This window comes from Streptococcus suis YS56, from assembly GCF_000440115.1.
Taxonomy (GTDB): domain Bacteria; phylum Bacillota; class Bacilli; order Lactobacillales; family Streptococcaceae; genus Streptococcus; species Streptococcus suis_L.
In genome coordinates this window covers 70,572-95,956 of the sequence record NZ_ALMY01000022.1, presented here as the reverse complement: position 1 = coordinate 95,956, position 25,385 = coordinate 70,572, and the positions used below count along the sequence as shown (strand labels likewise).

24 protein-coding genes and 1 riboswitch are annotated in these 25,385 nt (G+C 41.1%); of the genes, 14 read left to right on the top strand and 10 right to left on the bottom strand.

All coding sequences use genetic code 11. The features are described from left to right. Window positions 1-540 carry a biotin transporter BioY gene (locus SST62_RS0103605; RefSeq protein WP_029186330.1) on the bottom strand — a complete coding sequence of 180 codons (540 nt, stop codon included), beginning with the start codon at window positions 538-540 and terminating at the stop codon, window positions 1-3. Between the two features lie 204 nt (window positions 541-744). Here SST62_RS0103605 and SST62_RS0103600 point away from each other — a divergent pair, with 204 nt between their 5' ends. After that, on the top strand, window positions 745-1,482 hold the full coding sequence (locus SST62_RS0103600; protein WP_029186329.1) for a cyclase family protein: 738 nt from the start codon (window positions 745-747) through the stop codon (window positions 1,480-1,482). Window positions 1,483-1,532: 50 nt separating this feature from the next. Here the strand turns inward: SST62_RS0103600 and gorA are convergent, their stop codons facing one another. Further along, window positions 1,533-2,882: a glutathione-disulfide reductase gene (gene gorA, locus SST62_RS0103595; protein WP_029186328.1), complete on the bottom strand. Its 1,350-nt coding sequence runs from the start codon at window positions 2,880-2,882 to the stop codon at window positions 1,533-1,535. Between the two features lie 213 nt (window positions 2,883-3,095). On the opposite strand from gorA, the gene SST62_RS0103590 reads away from it, so the two are divergent. From SST62_RS0103590 to SST62_RS0103575, 4 genes are all read left to right on the top strand, one after another. Next, window positions 3,096-4,262, top strand: coding sequence for an efflux RND transporter periplasmic adaptor subunit (locus SST62_RS0103590; RefSeq protein WP_029186327.1), 1,167 nt, complete (start codon window positions 3,096-3,098; stop codon window positions 4,260-4,262). Continuing rightward, window positions 4,243-4,938, top strand: coding sequence for an ABC transporter ATP-binding protein (locus tag SST62_RS0103585; RefSeq protein WP_029172991.1), 696 nt, complete (start codon window positions 4,243-4,245; stop codon window positions 4,936-4,938). Before SST62_RS0103590 ends, SST62_RS0103585 begins: the two co-directional genes overlap by 20 nt. Beyond that, entirely contained in the window at window positions 4,939-6,186 is a 1,248-nt protein-coding gene (locus tag SST62_RS0103580; protein ID WP_029186326.1) for an ABC transporter permease, read from the top strand. Between the two features lie 122 nt (window positions 6,187-6,308). Further along, window positions 6,309-7,373 carry an LLM class flavin-dependent oxidoreductase gene (locus tag SST62_RS0103575; protein WP_029186325.1) on the top strand — a complete coding sequence of 355 codons (1,065 nt, stop codon included), beginning with the start codon at window positions 6,309-6,311 and terminating at the stop codon, window positions 7,371-7,373. A gap of 272 nt (window positions 7,374-7,645) precedes the next feature. Here SST62_RS0103575 and lysS read toward each other — a convergent pair whose 3' ends face one another. The 6 genes from lysS to SST62_RS0103545 all read right to left on the bottom strand — a co-directional run bounded on the left by lysS (window position 7,646) and on the right by SST62_RS0103545 (window position 12,859). Continuing rightward, a complete protein-coding gene (lysS, locus tag SST62_RS0103570; protein WP_029186324.1) occupies window positions 7,646-9,136 on the bottom strand; it encodes a lysine--tRNA ligase in 1,491 nt (496 codons plus the stop codon). An 89-nt stretch (window positions 9,137-9,225) separates the two neighbouring features. After that, complete coding sequence (locus SST62_RS0103565) at window positions 9,226-9,849, bottom strand: histidine phosphatase family protein (protein ID WP_029186323.1); 624 nt, start codon at window positions 9,847-9,849, stop codon at window positions 9,226-9,228. A gap of 2 nt (window positions 9,850-9,851) precedes the next feature. Next, entirely contained in the window at window positions 9,852-10,334 is a 483-nt protein-coding gene (locus SST62_RS0103560; protein WP_029186322.1) for an aminoacyl-tRNA deacylase, read from the bottom strand. Further along, the gene (locus SST62_RS0103555) at window positions 10,334-11,176 is read right to left on the bottom strand and encodes a DUF368 domain-containing protein (RefSeq protein ID WP_024406696.1); all 843 of its coding nucleotides are present in this window, start codon (window positions 11,174-11,176) and stop codon (window positions 10,334-10,336) included. Before SST62_RS0103555 ends, SST62_RS0103560 begins: the two co-directional genes overlap by 1 nt. A gap of 102 nt (window positions 11,177-11,278) precedes the next feature. Beyond that, window positions 11,279-11,827: an energy-coupled thiamine transporter ThiT gene (gene thiT, locus SST62_RS0103550; RefSeq protein ID WP_029186321.1), complete on the bottom strand. Its 549-nt coding sequence runs from the start codon at window positions 11,825-11,827 to the stop codon at window positions 11,279-11,281. Window positions 11,828-11,885: 58 nt separating this feature from the next. Next, a riboswitch (TPP riboswitch) is annotated at window positions 11,886-11,981 on the bottom strand. 23 nt (window positions 11,982-12,004) lie between these two features. After that, window positions 12,005-12,859: a glycoside hydrolase family 25 protein gene (locus tag SST62_RS0103545; protein WP_024384638.1), complete on the bottom strand. Its 855-nt coding sequence runs from the start codon at window positions 12,857-12,859 to the stop codon at window positions 12,005-12,007. Between the two features lie 112 nt (window positions 12,860-12,971). Between SST62_RS0103545 and SST62_RS0103540 the strand changes: the two genes are divergently transcribed. From SST62_RS0103540 to tpiA, 8 genes are all read left to right on the top strand, one after another. After that, a complete protein-coding gene (locus SST62_RS0103540; RefSeq protein ID WP_024406699.1) occupies window positions 12,972-13,475 on the top strand; it encodes a hypothetical protein in 504 nt (167 codons plus the stop codon). Further along, window positions 13,472-13,837: a DUF4430 domain-containing protein gene (locus SST62_RS0103535; protein ID WP_029186320.1), complete on the top strand. Its 366-nt coding sequence runs from the start codon at window positions 13,472-13,474 to the stop codon at window positions 13,835-13,837. The genes SST62_RS0103540 and SST62_RS0103535 overlap by 4 nt, the downstream gene beginning before the upstream one ends. A gap of 136 nt (window positions 13,838-13,973) precedes the next feature. Further along, window positions 13,974-15,188 carry a cell division peptidoglycan polymerase FtsW gene (gene ftsW / locus SST62_RS0103530; protein ID WP_029186319.1) on the top strand — a complete coding sequence of 405 codons (1,215 nt, stop codon included), beginning with the start codon at window positions 13,974-13,976 and terminating at the stop codon, window positions 15,186-15,188. Window positions 15,189-15,208: 20 nt separating this feature from the next. Further along, window positions 15,209-17,905, top strand: coding sequence for a phosphoenolpyruvate carboxylase (gene ppc, locus SST62_RS0103525; protein WP_029186318.1), 2,697 nt, complete (start codon window positions 15,209-15,211; stop codon window positions 17,903-17,905). A 116-nt stretch (window positions 17,906-18,021) separates the two neighbouring features. Continuing rightward, window positions 18,022-18,525 (top strand): RNA polymerase sigma factor, encoded by a 504-nt coding sequence (locus tag SST62_RS0103520; protein WP_029186317.1) that lies wholly within the window; start codon window positions 18,022-18,024, stop codon window positions 18,523-18,525. Then, window positions 18,506-19,477: an anti-sigma factor gene (locus SST62_RS0103515; RefSeq protein ID WP_029186316.1), complete on the top strand. Its 972-nt coding sequence runs from the start codon at window positions 18,506-18,508 to the stop codon at window positions 19,475-19,477. Before SST62_RS0103520 ends, SST62_RS0103515 begins: the two co-directional genes overlap by 20 nt. A 355-nt stretch (window positions 19,478-19,832) precedes the next feature. Continuing rightward, on the top strand, window positions 19,833-21,029 hold the full coding sequence (gene tuf, locus SST62_RS0103510) for an elongation factor Tu (RefSeq protein ID WP_012775011.1): 1,197 nt from the start codon (window positions 19,833-19,835) through the stop codon (window positions 21,027-21,029). A 173-nt stretch (window positions 21,030-21,202) separates the two neighbouring features. Further along, window positions 21,203-21,955, top strand: coding sequence for a triose-phosphate isomerase (tpiA, locus tag SST62_RS0103505; protein ID WP_004298713.1), 753 nt, complete (start codon window positions 21,203-21,205; stop codon window positions 21,953-21,955). Window positions 21,956-22,281: 326 nt separating this feature from the next. On the opposite strand, the gene yidA is transcribed toward tpiA, so the two are convergent. Together yidA and SST62_RS0103495 are read right to left on the bottom strand one after the other, a co-directional pair. Further along, window positions 22,282-23,091 carry a sugar-phosphatase gene (gene yidA, locus SST62_RS0103500; protein ID WP_029186315.1) on the bottom strand — a complete coding sequence of 270 codons (810 nt, stop codon included), beginning with the start codon at window positions 23,089-23,091 and terminating at the stop codon, window positions 22,282-22,284. Beyond that, entirely contained in the window at window positions 23,081-24,394 is a 1,314-nt protein-coding gene (locus SST62_RS0103495; protein ID WP_029186314.1) for an HD domain-containing protein, read from the bottom strand. The genes yidA and SST62_RS0103495 overlap by 11 nt, the downstream gene beginning before the upstream one ends. A 98-nt stretch (window positions 24,395-24,492) precedes the next feature. On the opposite strand from SST62_RS0103495, the gene SST62_RS0103490 reads away from it, so the two are divergent. Beyond that, entirely contained in the window at window positions 24,493-25,380 is an 888-nt protein-coding gene (locus SST62_RS0103490; protein ID WP_029186313.1) for a sulfite exporter TauE/SafE family protein, read from the top strand. The last annotated feature ends 5 nt before the right edge of the window (window positions 25,381-25,385 follow it).

The window sequence follows — 25,385 nt, the reverse complement described above, 5'->3', positions numbered from 1 at the left end:
CTAAGAAAAATAGGCTTCTTTTTTGATAACAGGTTGCAATAAACGATGACATATCATGACTAGTGTAATTTTAGCTAAATCAGGAAGAATGAAAGGCAGAACAGTCCATCCGATAGTGTCAGTCCAACTGGCACCTGAAACTAGCTTAAATACAAAACAGCCTATAAGGAAGCAACTTGCAGTTCCTAGTAGGCAGGCTAGAAAAATTGTGACTGGTGAGGAGTCTGATTTAGTGAGGGCAGAAGTGATGATAGTGTAGAGTAGAAACCCCCATAGAAAGCCAGATGTCGGTCCTGTGAGTGCAGCAAAGCCACCAGAAAAACCAGCAAAAACAGGTAAACCGATAGCGCCAAGAACTAGATATAAGCTGACACTTGTAATTGCCTCCTTGGGTTTGTATAGACAAGCTACTAAGCCGATAGCTAGGGTTTGTAATGTAAATGGTACAGGCCCGATAGACAGACTGATTTGTGAAAGGGTGGAAATTAAGGCTGTTCCAATAGCGATATAAACAAGTGATTTGATAGAAGTTGTTTTCATCTGTTATCCTCTTAAAATTTTATGGTTAACAAAAATTATAGTGAGATTGGATAAGAAAGTCAATGCTCTTTCATCGGATGTAACAACTCTATAGGTGATTTTTATAACAGCTAATAAGAAACTTATATAGTAAAAAACAACAAATTATATGTAAAACAACCTATACTTATGCTAGAATAATAAAAAAAGAAAGTGAGAATTTCTATGACAGAATTACTTGATATTTACCGTACTCTTAAATCTAAAACTTGGGTAGACTTGACTCACCAAATCAATGAAAAGAGCCCGCATTTCCCTGCGCTACCAGCTCTCGAAAAGAAAGCCCTATTTACTCATAAGGATGGTTTCTTTGTCGAACAATTTACGGTTGTGGGGCAGTATGGAACCCATATTGATCCTCCGATTCATTTTGTAGAAGGAGGTCGTTATCTTGATGAGATTGATTTGAAAGATTTACTCCTGCCACTCTACGTTATTGATAAATCATCTGCTGTTATAGAAAATAATGACTATGAGATAACTAAGCAGGATATTTTAGACTTTGAGGCTGAATATGGTCCGATAGCGCCAGAATCTTTTGTTGCCTTTCGTTCGGATTGGTCAAAGCGCTGGCCTAGTCAAGATGCCATTCGTAATCTAGACGAAGATGGAGTTCAACGTACACCAGGATGGAGTCATGAAGCTCTAGAATATTTGATTGAAGAACGTCAGGTGAAAGCAGTTGGCCATGAAACATTGGATACCGATTCAGGAGTATCTGCAGCTAAACACGGAGGAAGTTTACCAGAAGAATACTATCTCCTATCAAAAGATATTTATCAGTTGGAAGTATTGGCAAACTTGGATCAGGTACCACCTACAGGCGCATTGATTTCAATCGCTTTTCCCCATTGGAAGAAGGCTTCGGGTTCACCAGTGCGAGCAATTGCTATATTACCATAAGAAAAAGTCCAGACAGTGCTGACCTTCATGTCTGGACTTTTTCAATTGAGTTAACGCATAGTAACAAATTCTTCAGAACCTGTCGGATGGATGGCGACAACGGCATCAAATTCTTCTTTTGTAGCTCCCATTTTGATAGCAACTGAGAATCCTTGAATCATTTCATCGACACCATAGCCAATGCCGTGCAGTCCAACGACTTTTTCATTTTCTCCCACAGTTACTAATTTAAACTTAGCCATTTGGCGATTATTTTCTAGGGCAGTGTACATAGAAGTAAAGGCTGAAGTATAGACTTTTACATTGTCCTGACCGTATTGGGCAATCGCTTCGTCCTCAGTTAGACCAACGGTTCCGATAGCGGGGTGAGAAAAGACGACAGTTGGGATGGTTGTGTAATCCATTTTTGCGGTTGGTTTATTGTTAAATAAACGTTCTGCCAAAAGGCGACCTGCCTTGATTGCAACGGGTGTTAATTCTTTTTCACCAGTCACATCACCGAGGGCATAGATGCCTGGTACAGCTGTTTCTTGGTATTCATTGACAGAAATATGTCCTGAAGAAGTAAGTTGAACACTAGTTGCTTCTAGGTTGAGTTTGTCAATATTTGGTTTACGTCCAATTGCCCAAAGGACCTTCTGAGCAATATGGTTACTACCGTCAGCAAAGTTAATCTGGATTTGTCCATCATCAGTTTTTTCAAGACTGACAGGAGTTTTCCCAGTATGGAGTGGAAGGTTGGTACGTTGCATTTCTTCCATCAAGGCATCAATAATGTAGGTATCAAAGCTACGAAGAGGGCGATTTCCACGAACAAAGAGGTCTGTTTGGACACCGAGTCCATGTAGGAGACCAGCCATTTCTACAGCGATATAACCAGCACCAATCACAGCCACAGAAGAAGGTAATTCTTCCCATGCAAAGACATCGTCAGATACAATCCCTAGCTCACTACCAGGAATAGCAGGGACTACCGGTTTGGCGCCAGTTGCGATAACAATGTGTTTTGCACGAATCAGCTCACCATTGACTTCAACTGTTTGATTATCCACAAAACGTGCGAAACCCTGGATAACTTCTACTCCGTTATTGTTAAAAGTATTACCGTAGGATGCGCGTGAACGCTCAATATAGGCTTCGCGATTTTTACGCAAGGTGGCAAAATCAAAGGTCACTTCTTGGCTAGTAAATCCATATTCAGGGCCATAGTGGTGAATGGCTTCAGCCACTTGAGAACCGTACCACATGATTTTTTTAGGAACACAGCCAAGGTTAACACAGGTTCCGCCAAGGTGGCTTCCTTCGATCACAGCAGCCTTAGCCCCATAGATAGCAGCACGGTTCATAGTAGCAATACCGCCGCTGCCTCCACCAATGGCAATAATATCAAATTCTTTCATGAGTTTTTCTCCTCTAAATGATAATTATCTTCATTCTATCGTTTTTTTACTTATCAATCAAAAATCCGCTACGTTCTCTTACAAAATTGTAAGTAGGAAAAATACCGAACTTTTTGTAAAATAATTAAGAAAACACTTGCAAAAAAACGTGTATTTGTGTATTATAAAGACAATACAAAATAAATATGTTTTGAATTAGAAAAGGAGTATCATATGTTAAAGACAAAGAAGGCTAAAATTGCTTTGTTCAGTGGTCTCAGTGTTGCGGCTGTCGCCTTAATTGGTGGTGCCTTGGTATTTGGAGGTGTATTAGGTGGTTCCTCACCGACTTCTACAGAGCAAGTTGCGACCAGTTTGACCTATACAGTAGCTAAAGAGGGCTCGATTGCTTCATCGACCTTATTGACAGGAACGATTTCTGCAGCAGATGAACAATACGTTTACTATGATCCTTCAAAAGGAGATTTGAGCGAGGTCTTAGTTGAGCCAGGAACTCAGGTTGAAGTAGGAACACCATTGATTCGCTATGATGCAACAGAATTGCAGTCTGCTTTGGATACTGCTGTTCGTGGGCGTGATAAGATTGGACGTCAGATTTATGATTTGAGAAACAATGGTCAGACTGTTCAAACAACGGGTGATGCTGCAACAGATGAAGCGGCAACAGCTGCAGCTCAACGTTCAGTAGATATGCAGTTGGCAGACTTGAATGATTCGTACGCAGATGCACAAGCTGCTGTGGATAAAGCGTATACAGCCTTGCAAGAAGCTACAGTTACAAGTACAGTAGCTGGTACGGTTGTTGAAGTAAATAAATCAGTTTCGAAGAGTTCAACTTCTAGTCAGACCGTTGTTCATATCGTCAACCAAGGTAGCCTACAAGTGACAGGAAATTTGACGGAATATGATTTGGCAAATATTGCAGTTGATCAAGAAGTAAAATTGACCAGCAAGGTATATCCTGATAAGTCTTGGACTGGAAAGATTACCTATATTTCAAATTATCCAGCAACAGATCAAACCGCAAGTGCAGTAGCAGGTGCAGGTGGTGGTTCAGGTGCCAAATATCCTTTCAAGGCTGCCTTGACCAGTGAATTGGGTGAATTGAAGCAAGGTTTTACTGTGAATATTGAAGTGGTCAATACTACCAACCATATTTTAATTCCTGTAACAGCAGTTGTACCAGAAGGCGATAAAAACTTTGTGTGGACCATTGTTGAAGGAAAAGCTAAAAAAGTGGAAGTAACGTTGGGAAATGCTGATGCTCTCAACCAAGAGGTGACAGGAGGTATTGCAGCAGGAGATCAGGTCATCACCATTCCAACTCCAGACCTTGAAGAAGGAAAAGAGGTTGAAGCCTATGAAGAACCAGCTAATTAGATTAACCAATATAAACAAATCCTATAAAAACGGTGACCAAGAACTTCGTGTCCTTAAAGATATAGATCTCGAGGTGGAAGAAGGTGAGTTTCTTGCTATTATGGGACCGTCTGGTTCAGGGAAATCAACCTTGATGAATATTATCGGTCTTTTAGATCGTTCCAGTTCAGGGAACTATTGGTTAGAAGGTGAAGAAGTCAGTCAACTGTCTGAGAAGAAATTAGCCTCCGTTCGTAATGACCAAATTGGTTTCGTCTTCCAACAATTCTTCCTGCTATCAAAACTCAATGCCCTTCAAAATGTTGAATTGCCTTTGATTTATGCAGGAGTTCCAGCCAATCAACGGAAAAAATTAGCTAAACGTTATTTGGAAAAAGTGGAGTTGGCTGAGCGGATGACTCACCTGCCATCTGAGCTATCAGGTGGACAGAAACAAAGGGTGGCTATTGCGCGTGCCTTGGTCAATACACCAGCTATTATCTTGGCGGATGAGCCAACAGGTGCCTTGGATACTAAAACAGGTGAGCAAATCATGGAACTCTTGACAGAGTTGAATAATGAAGGAAAGACCATTATCATGGTTACACACGAACCTGAAATTGCTGCCTATGCCAAACGTAAAATAGTCTTGCGTGACGGTGTCATTACAGAAGATAGTAGAAGGGAGGAGGTATAGATGGAAAACTGGAAATTTGCCCTCAAGTCTATCCTAGCCCATAAGATGCGTTCTCTTTTGACTATGTTAGGTATTATCATCGGTGTGGCCTCTGTTGTGATCATTGTAGCAATGGGAACAGGTATGTCTAAGAGTATTGAAAAGTCTCTGGCTGGTGATCAGAATAATGTTCAGGTCTACTTTACTCCCTTTGTTGGAACTGAAGAACGAACTCAGGGTGCATTTACGTACACAGTTCCTGGCGAGGCTTCTGAAGAACAGGAGCCAGATGTAACGGACACAATGTTAAAGGGGCTTTTGGAAATCGATGGGCTCAGTGGCTACTACATTAGTGCTTCAAGTACCTCTACTGTAGCAGCGGGCAATGCGCAAGCTGATAATGTCTTTATTACTGGTGTTAGTCAATCCTATTTTGACATAAAGGCATTAGAAATCTTGGCTGGCCGTCGTTTCACAGCTAACGATTACAGCCGATTTTCCCGTATTATCATGTTGGATGTTGCCTTGGCTGAGAAGCTTTTTGGTTCAACCGATGCAGCCCTCAACCAAATCGTCAATGTCAATGCCAATTCTTACCTTGTAGTTGGTGTTTACAAAGATCCCAAAGCAGGTACTTCCCTCTATGGTTTCAACTCAGGCGGAAATGCCATTATGACCAATACGCAACTAGCTGCTGAAATGGGTACCAAGGAAAATAGTGGCCTTTATGTCCATGTAGAAGATGTGAGTAGAGCTGCTGAGGTTGGTCAGGCTGCCGCAGCATACTTGACCAACATTACAGGTCTAAAGGAAGCCCGTTATGATATCTATGATATGTCAGCTATGTTAGATGATTTTAAGAACCAAATGTCAGGTGTCACTACGTTTATCGGTGCTGTTGCAGGAATTTCACTTCTTGTAGGTGGTATCGGTGTTATGAACATCATGTTGGTATCTGTGACTGAGCGGACACGTGAAATCGGTCTTCGTAAAGCTCTGGGGGCAACCCGAGGAAATATCTTGATGCAGTTCTTGATTGAAGCTATGGTCTTGACCACTTTAGGTGGAGCAATCGGTTTAGCTATCGCTCAAGCCATTGTGTTTATTCTCAACGCCACAAAGGTTATGGGAGAGATGACAGCTGAAATATCAATACCGGTTGTATTAGGAAGTTTAGCCTTTTCAGCAGCAGTCGGAATTGTCTTCGGCGTTCTTCCTGCTAATAAGGCTTCTAAGCTTGATCCAATTGAGGCATTACGTTACGAATAATATGATGAAACGATTAGGTTTTCCTAGTCGTTTTATTTTTTGAGCAAATCAATTGATTTTATCACTAGTTAGTGATAAAATAATACCATCAAATAAGTAAAATATGTAAAGGAGAACACATCATGGTAGAATTAGGTATTTCAACATTTGGTGAAACAACACCACTAGAAAAAACAGGTGAGACATACAGCCACGACGAGCGGATTCGTCAACTAGTCAAAGAGATCGAGCTAGCAGATGCGGTAGGGCTTGATGTCTATGGGATTGGAGAACATCACCGCGAAGATTTTGCGGTTTCTGCACCTGAGATTGTGCTGGCAGCTGGTGCCGTCAATACCAAGCATATCAAGCTAACATCAGCAGTTTCTATCCTTTCCTCCATGGACCCTGTAAGGCTCTATCAGCAGTATACCACCATTGACGCTTTGTCAAATGGCAGAGCGGAAATCATGGCGGGTCGTGGTTCCTTTACGGAGTCATTCCCCTTGTTTGGTTATGATCTCCATGACTATGAAGAACTCTTCGATGAAAAGTTGGATATGCTTTTGGAAATTGACAAGGAAACCAATCTCCAGTGGGATGGGCATTTTACCCAGTCAGTCGATAATAAGCCAGTCTATCCACGTCCTGTTCAGGAAGATTTTCCCATTTGGGTGGCAACAGGTGGTAATGTAGAATCCACTATCAAGATTGCTAAGAAAGGCTTGCCGATTGTGTATGCAGTCATTGGTGCAGGTGCCCATCGCTTTAAACCTTTAGTCGATGCTTATCGCAAGGTTGCCCGCAATTCAGGTCATGATCCAAAGAAAACGAAAGTTGCAGCCCATTCTTGGGGCTGGATTGCAGACGACCATGACAAGGCTGTGGAAGAATACTATCATCCAACCAAGGTAATTACGGACAATATCGCTAAAGACCGCCCACATTGGAGCGAGATGACCAAGGCGCAATATCTCTACTCTCTGACAGACGAAGGTGCAACCATCGTCGGAGATCCAAAACGAGTCGCTGAAAAAATTATCAAGACTATTGAAACACTTGACTTGGACCGTTTCTTCCTCCATCTCCCAACCGGCTCAATGCCACATGAAGATGTCCTCCGTGCTATCGAACTCTACGGAAAAGAAGTTGCGCCAATTGTCCGAGATTATTTTGCAAAAAAAGAAGAGAATCAGTCCCAAGACTGATGAGATAGTTGATAGGATGAGCTATACTATAGTCAATCCTAAATATTTTTCATAATCTCCTGAAAATCCTGACCATATGGTTGGGATTTTTTGCATGCAAAAACACTCTTGGAATTTCCAAGAGTGTTTTACGTATCGGTGTTAAACAGTTTGTAATTTTTATTTCATCATAGGGAGTGAAAAGGTCTAGTAGACCTTTTCAGCCAATCGCTAAGAAACTGGAGAGCGATTGGTACATTCTAGTGAAAACAATCCTAGCAAGCTACTCTTGCTTATTTCATCGTCGGAAATAGGAGTACGTCCCGAATAGTAGTGGTATCTGTCAGGAGCATGCAGAGGCGGTCGATACCGATTCCAAGTCCACCTGTTGGTGGCATACCGTATTCGAGGGCTTCGATGTAGTCGTAGTCAACGCCTGTCGCTTCGTCGTCACCGAGTTCTTTAGCTTTGGCTTGGGCTTCAAAGCGTTCCAATTGGTCGATTGGGTCGTTGAGCTCTGTAAAGGCGTTTCCGTATTCTTTGGTCATGATGAAGAGCTCGAAGCGGTCTGTGAAACGTGGGTCTTCATCGTTTTTCTTAGCCAGTGGAGATACGGCTACTGGGTGACCATAGACAAAGGTTGGTTGGATAAGAGTTGCTTCAACGTATTCTTCAAAGAAGCTGTTGATGATTTGCCCCACTTCTGTATGGTGTTTTTCCACAGGGACCTTGTGCTCAGCTGCAAGGGCTTTTGCTTCTTCGAAGCTCATCTCTTGCCAGAAGTCCACGCCAGTTTGTTCCTTAATGGCATCAACCATGTGGATACGCTTGAATGGCTCATGGATATTGATGACAGTATCCTGGTAAGTCACAGGGCCGTCGCCGACAACTGCCTTGGCAGTATGCTGGATAATGCCTTCTGTCAAGTCCATGATGTCCAAGTAATCCGCATAAGCTTGGTAGACCTCGATGGAAGTGAACTCAGGGTTGTGGGTCGCATCCATACCTTCGTTACGGAAGATACGGCCGATTTCATAAACGCGTTCCATACCGCCGACAATCAGGCGTTTGAGGTGGAGTTCTGTCGCGATACGAAGGACCATGTCAATGTTTTGGGCATTGTGGTGGGTGATGAATGGACGGGCTGCAGCACCACCAGCTTCGTTGTGAAGGACAGGTGTCTCCACTTCCAAGAAACCAAGTCCGTCAAGGTAACGGCGGATTTCTGAGATGATTTTTGAACGAGTCACAAAGCGATCAAAGCTCTCGCGGTTGGTAATCAAGTCCAAATAACGCTTGCGGTAGCGGGTCTCGATGTCTGTCAAACCGTGGAATTTTTCTGGCAATGGGCGGAGCGCTTTAGAAAGGTGAGTCAACTTGCGAGCATGGATAGACAACTCACCAACGTTTGTCTTGAAGACATCTCCCTCGACACCGATAAAGTCACCAAGGTCTGCTTTTTTGAAGATTTCATAATTTTCTTCGCCAACATCATCCTTACGAACGTAGATTTGAATCTGGCCTTCGCGGTCTTGAATGTGAGCAAAACCTGCCTTACCCTTACCACGCTTGGTCATGATACGACCTGCGATGATGGCTGTTTGCCCTAATTCTTCCAAGTCTTCTTTTGATTTGTCTTCGTACTGGGCCTTCAATTCAGCTGAATTTGCAGAACGCTCAAAACGTTTTCCAAATGGGTCAATGCCCTGTTCAGCAAGAGCCGTCATTTTCTCACGACGGACAATCTGTTGGTCATTTAATTCTTCAAAATGTTCAGTTGACATAAAAATTTTATTCCTCCAAAGTCTGTTCCTTCTATTTTATCATAGAATAGGTAAAAAATCAGCAAAAAAGAAAGCAAGAAACTGCTTTCTTAGTGAGATTTGTAGCGGGTATCATTCCAAGCCAGTTCGGTAAAGTGTTCAAAGTCTCTCGTTTCCAAAATGGAAATGGAAGCATTATCCAAACCACCTCGGTGACGCAGTTGGGCAGGTGGAAAACCAAGCAGGCGATGAATAGAGGCAGTTAGAAAGGCACCATGACTGACGATGAGGACTGTTTCCAGGTTTTCTTCTTGAAGAGACTGGATAAAATCGACCATTCTCTGTGTGACCTGATGGACAGATTCGGCATCAAAGACATCGTGTTTAAATCGTGCTAGATTATGTTTGAGTGCCCAGGCCTGTTTGGGGTAGATGGCACGAAAAATTGCCATCTTGCTTCCTTCTAGTCTTCCAAAATTCCATTCACGTAGTTGTGGCGTGGTTAGAACGATTTGGCAATGGTGATTGGCTTTGGCAATTTCTACGGCAGTGTTATGTGCGCGCTGCAAATCACTAGAATAAATAGCATCAAAGGGAATTTCAGCAAGGTATTTGCCGAGTTTTTCTAAATCCTGATAAGATTCGGGCAAGAGAGCTGAATCACCAGAATAGCCTTGAAAGCGCCCCTCCAAATTCCACTCGGTCTTTCCATGTCGGACAAAGTAGATTTTCAAGTTTAGTCCCTCCCCTCGATCAAATCAGCAAAGTCAGCTTTTACAAAATCAGCTAAAACCTGGCTATCAATTTTAATCGAGCGACCAATTTCACCAGCAGAGACAATCAAGTGACCGAGTTCAAGGGCAGATTGATCAATGTAAATTGGGAAATTATGCTTCTGACGAATACCCACGGGATTGTTGGCACCGTGAACATAGCCAGTTGTCTTTTCCAAGTCCTTTTGCGGAATCATGCTGACCTTTTTATTGCCAGAGATTTTGGCTAATTTTTTCTCAGACAGGTGCTCATTGATTGGCACGATTCCAATGACAGGTCCAGTTTTATCTCCAGTTAATACCAGTGTTTTGTAAATTTCGTGTTCTTCAATTCCTGGTGGAAGTTGACCTTCGAAAGCATTTAAAACAAGGCTATCATGATCGATCTTAGCCTTGTCTAATATTTGGTCCACCAAGGTTTTCTTTATTTTAACCTTTTTTGCCATTATTTATATTTTTCCTCAAGTTTACTCATCCAAAGGCCTAACCATGCTCCTAGTATAAATAGGACAATAGCAGCAATCCATGTAACAAAATTCGCGCCAGCATATGAAATTGACTCTTTATTACTTGCTTGTGGAATCAGAATCAAAAGAGTGGATGATGAGACGATACCAATAATAAAGTGATAAACACGTGAATGGTATACTTTCAGAGCGTGGTCCATTGCTTTTGAAAAGGCCACCATTGCAAGAACGCCACCGATTGCGATTGGTAGGAAGGTACCGAATAGATCAAGTGATTTGAAACCATTTAGCATTGGCGTGTAGATACCCAAAATCAATAGTAAGTTTGAAGGGCTGAGTCCAGGAACAAGTACCCCTAAAGCAATCAAGGCACCTGCCAAGACAAAACTTGCAAAGTTTGCTGGAAGTGTCCCGACAAGATCACTTAAATTGTAAAGTAGGAGACCAGAAACGACGAATGTCCCAATCAACCAAGCTAAATCAATGCTATCTCGTTTGCTCTTTTGAGTTGATTCTTTAAGCAGGCTAGGAATAGTTCCCACGATTGCTCCCGCAAAGGCCCACAAGACTGGGACTTGGAAATGTTGCAATAAATATTCAACAGGGAAAGAGAAGAGTGCGATTCCCAAAATTCCACCGATTCCTACAGGAACAAAATAAAGAAAGTTTTCTTTGAAATCTTTTCGAATATTTGCTAAAAATCCAATTAGTCGCTCATAAATTCCGAGGATAGCAGCGAGTACTCCCCCAGAGACACCAGGTAAGATAAAGCCGAGTGCGATAATCATACCTTTAATAATTCTTGAAATCCAAGAAGCCATAATTTCCTCCAAAATGTATTATAACGCTCCTATTATAGCATAAAGCAAGTAAAAATAATTAAAAAGACTGCCTGTTAGATAAAATCCAGCAGACAGTTTTGGTTAAAGATTGTAAAAACCTGGTCTTGCTCTATAGAGTAAAATGAGCAGAATAGAGGCAATTGCAGCGGAAGGAAGAATATAGCTGATATTGTAGGTAAAGGAATAGAACCAGACAGGCATACCATCTGGAGCGTAGTCTGCGTAGAAAATAATTCCTGATAAGAAGGTGGCTATCAATCGGATGCTTCCTCCTAGAAAACTAGCCAGAGTAATGATGAGAGTAGCATTTTTTAGATCTTTTTGTTTGGATAGGGTGGGTGCCACTAAACCTGCTAAACCAATTCCGGCGTAAGAAAGCGCGTAGTCAAGAAAAACTTGAAAAACGTTTAGGAAGTAGCCACCGTAGAAAAGTTGAATGGTTCCGACAATACCACCAGTAAGAACCCCCACCCCTAGTCCGTGGCGTAGAGCAAGCAGTAAGATTGGAAGCATGACTAAAGACACGGATCCACCTTGGGGCATTGTAAAGAGCGGGATTTTGTCAAAGACGAGGGCAATTGCAGAAAAGATAGCGACTTCGGCTAGGATGGGTAATTTTGATGTGGACATAAAAAGACTCCTTTGTAGATGGTCAACAAAGGAGTGTTTATAGCAGAGTATAGTATCATTCTATAAAGCACACAATTCCTACGCTAGTTTTAACTAGATCAGGTTCGAGGATTTCGCAGTTGCGATCTCAGCCGAAGCACTCCTTTGTGTATATGTAATTAGTGAAATTGTATCATTTTATTCGGGTGTTGTAAATAGTTTCTGATAAACTTCGTTAGGATCTTTGAGTGTAGTAATGAGGTTTAAATCCAAATGGTGTTCAAATCCGTTGACATACCCACGTGATGTGTACTGGTGGAGATCGTAATCCAAATCAGTATTTGGAGCGGCATTGTAGTAGCCAGAATCATCACCATATGTAGGAATCCAGACTGCATCGAATTTATCCACATTGATGCTATGGTCTTCCATGAAATAGGTTCCGACGTAAATTCCAATGTTTTTAGCACCGAGAGTTTCTAACTCTTTTCGAAAAGCCTCCACTCCAGCATTCATATCATCCATGGTATATTCTTCAACGTCTAACCAATAGAAGGTTGGCTTGTATTTATTTGCGGCCTTATAAAAGCTTCGAGCTTCCTCCTGCATGCTCTCAATACTATTTCCCGTGACATAGGCATAGACAGCAACAGGGATATTTCTTGCTTGGAATTCTTTAATATGGGTATCAAAGGATTTATCTAACCCGTTTTTATCAGTCGCTGTATTTTCGTTTTTAGTGTGTGATCCACTTTGAATACGAACGATTGCGCCAGAAATATTTTTGCTAAGAGTATCGTAGTCAATTTCAGAAGGTCTCTGCCAAGCAGAAACGTCGACGATAGGTTTCATTTCGAGCGCATTTGCAATGTAATAACTTGAGCTAGAATTTGTTGTTTTAGAACTTGTACTGGTGTTTGATTGTGTGACTGCGGGTTCGTTAGCTACCTCCGTCTTATTTACAGTATTTCCAGTCACCCCAGTGATGAAAATAAGAGCAAAGAAGGATAGGAAAAAACCAACAACAATCATCGGATTTAGTTTCTTTCTCATCTCCTCAATTCTACCGTAAAATCATGAAAAAATCAAAAAAATACAATTCAAGAAATAGTAAAAGATTATCTGAACTTGACATAATAAAGGGAATAAGGTAGGCTAAATTGGTATGCATGACAAAAGTGAAAAAGTAAGACGTGTTAGTCAGCTAGTTGTTCTGTCCTCTTTGACGATTGTTTTAAGGGTGGTTTTTGGTCCATTTCCAAATATAAAGCCTCTTACGGCTATTTTCCTCATTGTTCTGTCCTATTTCAGTTTGCTGGAGAGCTGGACATTGATGATACTAGCGATGGTAGGGAGTGGCTTGCTTTTTGGATTTGGAACAGTTGTTTTGTGGCAAGTTCTTAGTTTTGCTTTCATCCAATTTATATGGTGGTTGGCAATTGGTCCCTCTATCAAAAAAGAGAGCATTCCCTTGTGGCTACAGAGTCTTCTGGCGGGGATTCTTGTCTTTTTGTATGGGCTAACGATAAGTTTTTTATCTGCGACACAGTTTGGGATTTCCCCTATCGTCTTCTGGCTTAATGGTCTAGTCTTTGATAGTTTACACGCTGCTTCAACAGTTTTGTTTTATCCAATTATTGATTATATTTTTAGGAGATTTTATAAATGAAAAAAATTAGTCTTATGTTGACGGTTGTCTTCTCGCTCTTCTTGGCTGCTTGTACAAACACTACTGAGAAACAGAGCAACTCGGCTATCGAAGTCACTTTGCAGATTACAACCAAGGACAAAGAGAATCGTCAGGAAGTTACTGCGGAAGAAGGTGATAGTGTCATGGATGTGCTTAAAGAACATCATGACATTGTAGAAGACAATGGTTTGATAACAGAAATTGATGGTGTTAGCCAAGATGCGAGTACCAATACATACTGGATGTATAAAGTTAATGGCCAAATGGCTGATAAAGGGGCTAAAGACCTTATAGTTGCAAATGGGGATGAAATTGAATTTTATCTTGAAACATTTGAATAGATATGAAAGGCTTCGGCCTTTTTCTTGTTGACAAAAGTTAGTTCCGAATGTTTGCAGAGCAACTTAGAAAGTGATAAGTATTTTTATACAAAGTATGCTATAATAAGAGCTATACTCGAAGAAGGTTGGATAAGCAATGAAGATTGACAAACGCCAGTTGTTGAATTACTCCATACTGATTCCCTATCTCATCTTATCGGTGATTGGGTTGGTCATGGTCTATTCGACAACCAGTGCTACGCAAATTATTAATGGTGGAAATCCATTTAGAACAGTGATTAACCAGGCAGGATTCTGGATTGTCAGCTTGGTAGCAATCTATACGATTTATCGTATGAAATTAAGTTTTTTACGCAAGAAAGCCGTTATCTATTCGGTTATTTTGGTAGAAGTATTTCTGTTAGCTATTTCTCGGTTGTTTACTCCGATTAACGGGGCTCATGGCTGGATTCCTCTGCCGATCGCAGGAACCTTGCAGCCGGCCGAATATTTGAAATTAATTATCATTTGGTATCTGGCACATGAGTTTGCAAAACAACAGGCGGATATTCGGACTTATGACTATGTATCGTTGATTAAAGGAAGTTGGATTCCGAAAGAGTTTACAGATTGGCGGGTGGTCAGTCTGCTCCTCCTTGGTCTAGTTGCGACACTGCCAGACTTGGGGAATGCGACGATTATTGTGCTGATTATGGTCGTGATGATCAGTGTGAGTGGGATTGCCTATCGCTGGTTTTCAACAGCGGTTTTGGGAATTGTGGCCGCCTCAACAGTTATTCTAGGGACGATTCGTATTTTGGGTGTAGAAACGGTGGAAAAAATTCCGCTCTTTGGTTATATTGCTCGTCGTTTTGCGGCCTATTTTGATCCATTTGGTAATGCCACCAACTCAGGTCTTCAATTGACTCATTCTTACTATGCGATGAGTAACGGTGGATGGCTTGGACGTGGCTTGGGAAATTCGATTGAGAAAAAGGGGTATCTACCAGAGGCCCACACCGACTTTGCGTTTTCGATTGTCATTGAAGAACTCGGTTTTGTCGGAGCTAGTTTAATTCTAGCCTTATTGTTCTTTTTGATTATTCGAATTATTATTGTAGGCGTCCGTGCTCGTAGTCCATTTAATGCGATGATGGCACTTGGAATGGCAGGTATGCTTCTGATTCAAACATTTGTCAATATCGGAGGAATTTCAGGAATTATTCCTGCAACGGGGGTAACTTTCCCCTTCTTGTCACAGGGGGGATCGAGTCTTTTGATTATTTCCATCGGGATAGGGTTTGTTCTGAATATTGATGCTAGTGAAAAACGTCGATTAATTGAAGAAGAAATAGAGCGTACGCTAATTTAGAGATAGGAAAGAGGTAGGAGATGGCTATTCAAAAATTAGAAAACTATAACAACAAGGAAGCAATCCGTGAAGAAGTAACGATTCTAACATCTATTTTGGAAGAAGTAGCAGCTCAAATGATGCCTGCAGAGACTTTTGCTAAAATTGTAGAATTATCTCAATTGTCTCGTCAGGATGATTATCAGGCATTGATTGCTATTATCAGTCAGTTAAATAATGATGAACTAGCAGTTATTTCTAGATACTTTGCTGTTTTGCCACTTTTGATTAATATATCAGAAGATGTTGACTTGGCCTATGAAATCAATCACCAAAACAATATTGATCAAGATTATCTTGGTAAGATTTCAACAACAATTGATATGGTTTCCAAACAAGAAAATGCAGCTGAAATCCTTGAAAAGTTGAATGTTGTTCCAGTCTTGACAGCCCATCCTACTCAGGTTCAACGTCAGTCTATGCTTGATTTAACCAAGCATATTCATGAGTTGCTTCGTCGTTATCGCGATGTAAAATTGGGCTTGCTCAATAAAAACAAATGGGAAGATGAGCTCCGTTGTTACATTGAAATTATCATGCAGACGGATATGATTCGTGAGAAGAAGTTGAAAGTAACCAACGAAATCACAAACGTTATGGAGTATTACAATTCTTCCTTTATTAAGGCTGTCACTAAGTTGCAGCGGGAATACAAACGTTTGGCTGCTGAGAAAGGAATCGCCTTAAATAACCCTCGTCCAATTACAATGGGTATGTGGATTGGGGGAGACCGTGATGGAAATCCATTTGTTACTGCAGAGACCTTGAAGCTGTCAGCCTTGACTCAGTGTGAAGTCATTATGAATTATTACGATGAGCAACTCTATAAACTCTATCGGAATTTTTCGCTCTCAACTTCCATTGTGAATGTATCTACAGCGGTTAAGATGCTGGCGGATTTATCTGAAGATAGTTCTGTCTATCGTGAAAATGAGCCCTATCGTCGTGCTTTTCACTATATTCAGATGAAACTTGCAAATACAAGAGATTATCTAGTTCACAATAAGCCGTCAGATGTTCGCTATAGTAATGTAGCCGAGTTTAAAGCTGATTTATTAGCCATCAAACAATCTTTGATTGAAAATAAATCTATGGCGCTATTGAAAGGTGATTTTACAGAATTACTTGAAGCGGTTGAAGCGTTTGGTTTCTACCTAGCTAGTATCGATATGCGCCAAGACTCTTCTATTCATGAAGCGAGTGTTGCGGAACTATTGGCTTCTGCCCGTATCGTAGAAGACTACTCCAGTTTATCTGAGGAAGCTAAATGCCATGTTCTTTTGAAACAGTTGGAAACTGATCCACGCATTCTTTCTGCAACGCACATGCCAAAGTCAGAACAATTAGAAAAAGAATTGGCTATCTTTGCTGCTGCGCGTGAATTGAAAGATAAGCTAGGTGAGGAAATCATCAAGCAACATATTATTTCACACTCGGAGAGTGTTTCTGATTTGCTGGAATTAGCTGTCCTATTAAAAGAAGTTGGTCTAGTAGATGTCGATAATGCCCGTGTTCAGATTGTTCCACTTTTTGAGACAATCGAGGACTTAGATAATGCACCTGATACCATGCGACAATATCTGCAATTAGATTTAGCGAAACGTTGGATTGCAGGCAATAAATACTACCAAGAAATCATGCTTGGCTACTCAGATTCCAACAAGGATGGTGGCTACCTATCCTCCGGCTGGACACTCTACAAAGCACAGAATGAATTGACGCAAATTGGTCAAGACTACGGAGTAAACATCACCTTCTTCCATGGTCGTGGTGGTACTGTTGGTCGTGGTGGTGGTCCTTCCTACGATGCGATTACATCTCAGCCATTTGGTTCCATCAAGGACCGACTTCGTTTGACAGAACAAGGCGAAGTGATAGGCAATAAATACGGTAACAAGGACGCAGCCTACTATAATTTAGAAATGCTGGTATCTGCAACGCTTGACCGTATGGTCACACAAATGATTACCGATCCAAATGAAATCGATGGCTATCGCGAAACCATGGATGAAATTGTATCAGATAGCTATCGTATTTATAGAGATCTTGTGTTCAATAATCCACATTTTTATGATTATTTCTTTGCCGCTAGTCCAATTCGTGAAGTATCAAGCTTGAACATTGGCTCACGTCCAGCGGCTCGAAAAACTATCACAGAAATCGGTGGTTTGCGTGCGATTCCATGGGTATTCTCCTGGTCACAAAACCGTGTCATGTTGCCAGGTTGGTATGGAGTTGGTTCAAGTTTCAAACGCTTTATCGATAAGCATCCTGATAATTTGTCTAAGTTACAAAAAATGTACGAATCTTGGCCATTCTTCCGTTCACTTCTATCAAACGTGGATATGGTATTGTCTAAATCCAATATGAATATCGCATTTGAATATGCTAAAATGTGTGAAAGCGAAGAGGTACGAAATATCTTCCATGTCATTTTAGATGAATGGCAGTTGACCAAAGAAATCATTTTATCAATCGAGCAAAATGATGAGCTTTTAGCAGAACTACCGTTCCTAAAAGCCAGTCTTGATTATCGCATGCCTTATTTCAATGTGCTCAACTATATTCAGATTGAATTAATTCATCGTCTTCGTCGTGGAGAATTGAGCAAAGAACAAGAGAATCTCATTCATATTACCATCAATGGTGTGGCGACAGGTTTGCGCAACTCAGGTTAATACCACTACAAAACAACTTCTTCGGAGGTTGTTTTTTTCTATTCTAAAAATATATAATAATTATAAGAAAGCGTAACCAAACCATCCCTTATTCGTTTTATCAGTGAAAGGAGGAGATAAGTATCAAACTGGATCAATATGAAAAAGAAATTATTGGTATTGCAGAGGAGATTTCCTACTATCTGCAAAAATCAGGAGCCAGTCCAGCTGACAGTCAGGATATTGCCCAAGATGTATTGGTCAAATTGCTTGAATCTGATATTGTCCTTCCTTTCGAAAAACTAAGAGCTTGGCTTTACCGTTCTGCAGTTCGGGCCTACATTGACAAATACAGGAGAGACAAGCGCTACCATGAAATTTTACAAAAGGAGTTTTTTAGACCTGAAAATTTTTTGATCTATGACCAAGAAGGCTATGAGGAACTCTATCAAGCGGTGGAAGGTTTGCCCAGTAAGTACCAGCAGGTGATTGACCTCTATTATTTCCAAGATATGAGTATCAAGGAGATTGCGCATATTTTAGGTGCTGGTCAAAGTTGGGTGAAAATCAGCCTTTACCGCGGACGCAAGCAGTTGAGGAAAATGCTAGAAGAGAGAGGATATGACTATGAAGACTTTTGAAGAAGTGACAAAAAAGAGTAAGCGGAAGAATTTATGGAAGACAATAGGGCTATCATCGCTCATCGGCTTTATCTTATTATTGATTGGCGTTCAAACCGTAAAAATCATCGTCGGTGCACGAGAAGGTCGTGAGGTGTGGGAACAAACGATGTTAATGGAAATCGCCTATCCAAATATAAATCATGATGGCATTAAAATCCAAAGCACGAGTTATGTATCTGGAAAGCTCTACTTCGATTTGTACAAGGATTTAGACGGTGTTCCAATGGCTTTTGGTCAGCACGAAATTTACTATGACCTGTTTGATAGTCATTATGACTTTGCCCAGCATATACCTGGGAATACCTTCAAATACCTATATGATCATACAACCAATACCAAGGTACCCGTTTTTTACAATAAGAATCAGATTGTGTGGAGTGAGTCAGAGATTGCTAAAGAATTGCCATATCTAAGAGAAATGAGCGGTCAACTAGTAGAAGTGGCTATTTCCTTTGATAAGAAGTACAGCTTGGCAAAAATCAAGGAGATGATTCCTAGCAACCTCAAGCAAAATTGGTATTGGATAGGGACAGAAGGGAAACAAAATACCTATCACTATCGTCCAGAGCAACTTTTGGGATTAGAGCCAGAGGATATTCAACTGGTCTTTTCGGCCATGCCAGAAGACTATATGTCAGGTATGGACTATATGAAAGAGTTCTTAGAATCGGGAGATCAGGAGCGAGCACAGTACCTGGACATACCTGTGGATGACTTGCAGGCCTTTGTCGATAAGTTTGGTAACACCGACTTTACCAAACAAGAAGAGATTGATCAGTTGGAGTTCGCAGGCATTATCCTAACAGGAAAAGCAGAAGACTTTGCTCAGTTGGAAGGCAAGGACTGGATTTATTCTTCTAGTATTGGCGCGTCCATTCCTATTCAGCCTTATTATCAACTGTATCATTAAGTGAAAATAGTCAATATATTTTCAACACCTATAGCAAGAGGCTTGCCAGGGAGTCGTAGGATGACTGAACGGAGAAAGGTCTGTTGCAGTAGTCTCGTATTTGTGGCACCTTGTAGCTATGGTAACATCAATATTCCTACGGAAGTGAGGTGTTTTTAGTTGAGTAATAGGTTAAAATGGGATGATAAAAAAGGTTATGAGCGAAGCTAATAGCCCTTGCAGAACATGGATAAAATAAAAAACGATAGAAAATGCTTGCAATTCTGCTACAATTTGATAGAATAGTAAGGTAAAGTTAGACTGTATTGCCTACTGTCTATCTATAAAATATATTTTATTGGAGGCTTTTACCAAAATGGCAAAAGAAAAATACGATCGTAGTAAACCACACGTTAACATTGGTACAATTGGACACGTTGACCACGGTAAAACTACTTTGACAGCAGCTATCACAACTGTATTGGCACGTCGCTTGCCTTCATCAGTTAACCAACCTAAAGACTATGCGTCTATCGATGCTGCTCCAGAAGAGCGCGAGCGCGGTATCACTATCAACACTGCACACGTTGAGTACGAAACTGAAAAACGTCACTATGCTCACATCGACGCTCCAGGACACGCGGACTACGTTAAAAACATGATCACTGGTGCTGCTCAGATGGATGGTGCGATCCTTGTAGTAGCTTCAACTGACGGTCCAATGCCACAAACTCGTGAGCACATCCTTCTTTCACGTCAGGTTGGTGTTAAACACCTTATCGTCTTCATGAACAAAGTTGACTTGGTTGACGATGAAGAATTGCTTGAGTTGGTTGAAATGGAAATCCGTGACCTTCTTTCAGAATACGATTTCCCAGGTGATGATCTTCCAGTTATCCAAGGTTCAGCTCTTAAAGCTCTTGAAGGTGACTCTAAGTACGAAGACATCGTTATGGAATTGATGAACACTGTTGATGAGTACATTCCAGAACCAGAACGCGACACTGACAAACCATTGTTGCTTCCAGTCGAGGACGTATTCTCAATCACTGGTCGTGGTACTGTAGCTTCAGGACGTATCGACCGTGGTACTGTTCGTGTCAACGACGAAATCGAAATCGTTGGTCTTCAAGAAGAAAAATCAAAAGCAGTTGTTACTGGTGTTGAAATGTTCCGTAAACAACTTGACGAAGGTCTTGCCGGCGATAACGTTGGTGTGCTTCTTCGTGGTGTACAACGTGATGAAATCGAACGTGGTCAAGTTATCTCTAAACCAGGTTCTATCAACCCACACACTAAATTCAAAGGTGAAGTTTACATCCTTACTAAAGAAGAAGGTGGACGTCACACTCCATTCTTCGACAACTACCGTCCACAGTTCTACTTCCGTACAACTGACGTAACTGGTTCAATCAAATTGCCAGAAGGTACTGAAATGGTAATGCCTGGTGATAACGTTACTATCGACGTTGAATTGATCCACCCAATCGCCGTTGAACAAGGTACTACTTTCTCTATCCGTGAAGGTGGACGTACTGTTGGTTCAGGTATGGTTACAGAAATCGAAGCTTAATTCGATTGAGTTCCCAGAAATAACAATTATAGTCAGACAACTTAATTGTAACTCTCTACTTTCGGGTAGAGAGTTTTTCTGTAAGTATTCATAAAATGCACAGAAATTCTTTAATCTTCGCTGAGTTTATGCTATAATGGACCTTGTAAAATAAAAAAGAAGAGGTATGTGAAATGTCACGTAAACCAATCATTGCCGGTAACTGGAAAATGAATAAAAACCCTCAAGAAGCACAAGCTTTCGTTGAGGCGATTGCAGGAAAATTGCCTGCTGGCGACAAAATTGAAGCAGCTATCGCAGCTCCAGCTGTAGATTTGAACGCTCTTTTGTGGTTCGCTAAAGATTCTGAATTGAAAGTTGCTGCTCAAAACTGCTACTTTGAAGATGCAGGTGCCTTCACTGGTGAAACATCTCCAAAAGTATTGGCTGAAATGGGTGTTAACTATGTTGTTATCGGTCACTCAGAGCGTCGTGATTACTTCCACGAAACTGATGAAGATATTAATAAAAAAGCTCATGCAATCTTCCGTAACGGTTTGACTCCAATCATCTGTTGTGGTGAGTCACTTGAAACTTACGAAGCTGGTAAAGCAGTAGAATTTGTAGGTGCACAAGTTTCTGCAGCTTTGAAAGACTTGACTGCTGAACAAGTAGCATCACTTGTTATTGCTTATGAGCCAATCTGGGCAATCGGTACTGGTAAATCAGCTACTAAAGATGATGCACAAAACATGTGTAAAGCTGTTCGTGACGTTGTTGCTGCTGATTTCGGTCAAGAAGTTGCAGACAAGGTTCGTGTTCAATACGGTGGTTCTGTAAACCCATCAAACGTTGCTGAATACATGGCATGTCCAGACGTTGACGGTGCGCTTGTTGGTGGTGCATCACTTGAAGCAGAAAGTTTCTTGGCTTTGTTGAACTTTTAATATAGTCATTTAGTTTTTCTTTTATTACTTCGACGTAAGAGGAAACTCCGTTTCCTTATTTCCAACTTCACACACTCCAATGGATTGTGTGAACTCGCTTTGCCGTACTCTGCAGGGGTGACTTGCTCCGCAAGTACTATCTCCAACCTTGCACAGTCACTCGACTGTACAAGCTGTCTGCAGCTATTGAAGCGAACTTACTTCGCCTTATCTCCAACCTCCAAAGGTTCCCCAAACCTTTGGAGCGAGTACTAAAAGTAAACTAAAAGACTATAATAAAAAGCATCGGCTTTTGAATCCGATGCTTTTTTTGCTATTTTAAGAGGTTATTTCAGTACCCATTCTCTCAGAGCGTGGGCTACACCGCTCTCATCATTTGACTTCGTAATGTATTTGGCGATTTTCTTCAGTTCAGGATTTCCGTTTTCCATGACAACAGGATTACCAACAACTTCCAACATTGGACGGTCATTTTCTTGGTCACCGATGGCCATAGTTTGATCCATTGTTAGTCCAAGCTTCTCAGCTAGATGAATGATAGCTTGTCCCTTGTTAACAGTTTTAGGGGTGATTTCCAAATAAAATGGTGCTGATTTTGCTACGTTGTATTTTTCAGTCAAGCTGGTCGGTAGAAGTGGAATAGCAGCATCAAGAATTTCTGGCTCATCAACCATCATTGTTTTGATGATTTCCTTGTTAGCCATTTCTTCTGGAGTGCGATAGAAAATGGGTGCACTTACTAGTGTTGATTCGTAAATGGTGTATTTACCGATGTTACGGTTGGCAGTATAGATACCTTCCTTGGTGCTGGCATGCATTGGGAGCTTGAGTTTACGGGCGGCAGATTCGATGTCGAGATAATCCTCATAAGTCAAGGTATCTTTGACAATATCCTCGCCAGTTGCTGCATCTTGGACTAAGCCACCGTTAAAAGTGATGACGTAGTCACCTGCTTCTGTAAGATTGAGTTCTTCTAAAATTGCTTGAACACCGGAAATGGGGCGACCAGTAGCAATAACAATTTTAACGCCTGCTTTTTTTGCTTCTTGGATTGCTGAATGTACTTCAGCTGTAATTTGGTGTTGACTATTTAGTAGTGTACCATCAATATCGATGGCGACAAGTTTAATGCTCATTTGATTCTCCAATTATAAAATGATCGTTATGTATATGGCTGTTAAAATCAGCTATTTGAGGTGCGAAAATCCCTGTTTCTTCTAACATTTCTTTTGGGAAATAGAAACGGCTATCGCCGTGGATTGTGCCTGATAGGGAGTGAACAATTGGTGATAGAGAGGATAGTTCTACCAAGGTTTCATCTTTGCGATAAATCTCAATTTGAGTCCGTTTCTTTTCTGCATTCGGACGGTAAATGTCATACGGCAAATCGAAGTTGTGGTGAATAGCAGTATAGTATTCTGGGTCAAACCCGACATCTGAGACCAGGCTACGCAGGCGGTCCAAAGCTTCCTCTTCTTCGGCCTTGAAAGTGATGGATTTGAGCACTTTCCTATTGATATAGCGCTGGGCTAAGTCAGATAAAATACGATCTGGTCCATCTATCCATGATTGAAAGTAAGTATTCATAACTCCATCATCCAGACTGAGGTAGTCGGTTAGACGGATACGATGCTCAAAAAAAGGTAATAGCCGAGGTGAAGTTCGTGCAAAAAACTCCTGTTCACTAGTATATAGTAGTTTGGCACGATTGAGTAAATTCTGCAATAGGACTTCCATAGAGCGGCTTGCTGGATGAAAATAGACTTGCATGTACATCTGGTAGCGGCTGAGAACGTAGTCTTCTACTGCATGCATACCAGATTCTTTGAAAGCAATTCCATTTTCTGTCGGGCGAATGACACGTAATATCCTAGTTAGGTCAAATTCACCATAGTTCGCTCCTGTGAAGTAGGAATCTCGTAATAGATAATCCATTCGGTCAACATCAATCTGGCTCGAAATGAGTTGAACGACCTGTTTATTTGGATAGGTGTGTTTGATAACACTAGCAACCTTGTCTGGAAACTCAGGCGAAACTTGTTTCAACAGAGCATTGATTTCCGTTTCTGGACTAGTAATAATAGCACAGGTCATTTCCTCATGGTCTGTATCAAATAGACGCTCGAAGGTATGAGAATAGGCTCCGTGTCCGACATCATGGAGTAGCGCAGCAACCATGGTCAGTAGGGACTCATTTGTATCCCAGATTTGTGGATACTTGTCTTCAAATTTTTGAGTAATCCGTCTGGCGATTTCGTAGGCGCCAAGGCAGTGCGAAAAGCGGCTATGCTCGCCACCATGGAAGGTATAGGAAGTAGTCCCTAGTTGCTTGATGCGGCGTAGTCGCTGAAATTCTTTTGTATTGATAAGTTTATAAATCAGCTCATGATCAACATGTACATAGTTATGAACTGGATCGCGAAATACTTTTTCTATCATAGTTTTATTATAACAAAAAAGGGAGATAAATTCCTGATTTTTCTAAAATACAAGGATATTGCTATGTATCCAAAGGAATCTTTTGGTATAATGGAGAAATGAATAATCAAATTATCTTATTAACTATTCAGGTCTTTATTATAGCCCTGATTCTTTGGATGCTTTACACAATTCTATTCTATGCTAAAAAGCACGATATTTCTCTAAAAGAGAAATTTTGGACAGGATTTGGTATCGGTTATGTTACTGATTTGCTAGACACCTTGGGGATTGGAACCTTTGCAACGACAACCACTATGTTTAAACTGACAAAGTTGGTGGAAGACGATCGTAAAATTCCTGCGACCATGACAACGGCGCACATCATACCAGTCTTAGTAGAGGCGCTATTGTTTATTACGATAGTTGAGGTTGACATGGTCACTCTGATTGCTATGGCAGTAGCGGCATTTACGGGTGCCTTTGTTGGTGCCAAGGTAACTCAAAAATGGGATACAAAGAAAGTTCAACGAATTCTTGGGATTTTGCTAATTATTGCAGCCTGTTTCATGGTCTATCGCATGATTACTAACCCTGGCGCAGATCTTACCAATGAAGTAAAGGGCTTAACTGGTTGGAAACTGGCTGTTGGTATTGCCTTTGATTTTATGGTGGGAATGCTGATGAGTATGGGGCTGGGTAACTATGCTCCTGAGTTAATCTTCTTCTCATTGATGGGAATTAGTCCAGCAGTTGCTCTTCCGGTCATGATGTTGAATGCTGCTATGATTATGACAGCTGGTGCCAAGCAGTTTATCCAATCAGGACGAGTAAATTGGCCAGGAGTTCCAGGAATCATTGTCGGTGGGGTGCTGGGTGTTTTGACAGCCGCTTTCTTCTTATCAAATTTGGATATTAATAATTTAAAAATTTTGGTAGTCTTCATTGCAGCGTATACAGGCTTTACTCTGCTTCGTTCTTCCTTTGTTACTAGGATTAAAAAATAGTAGGA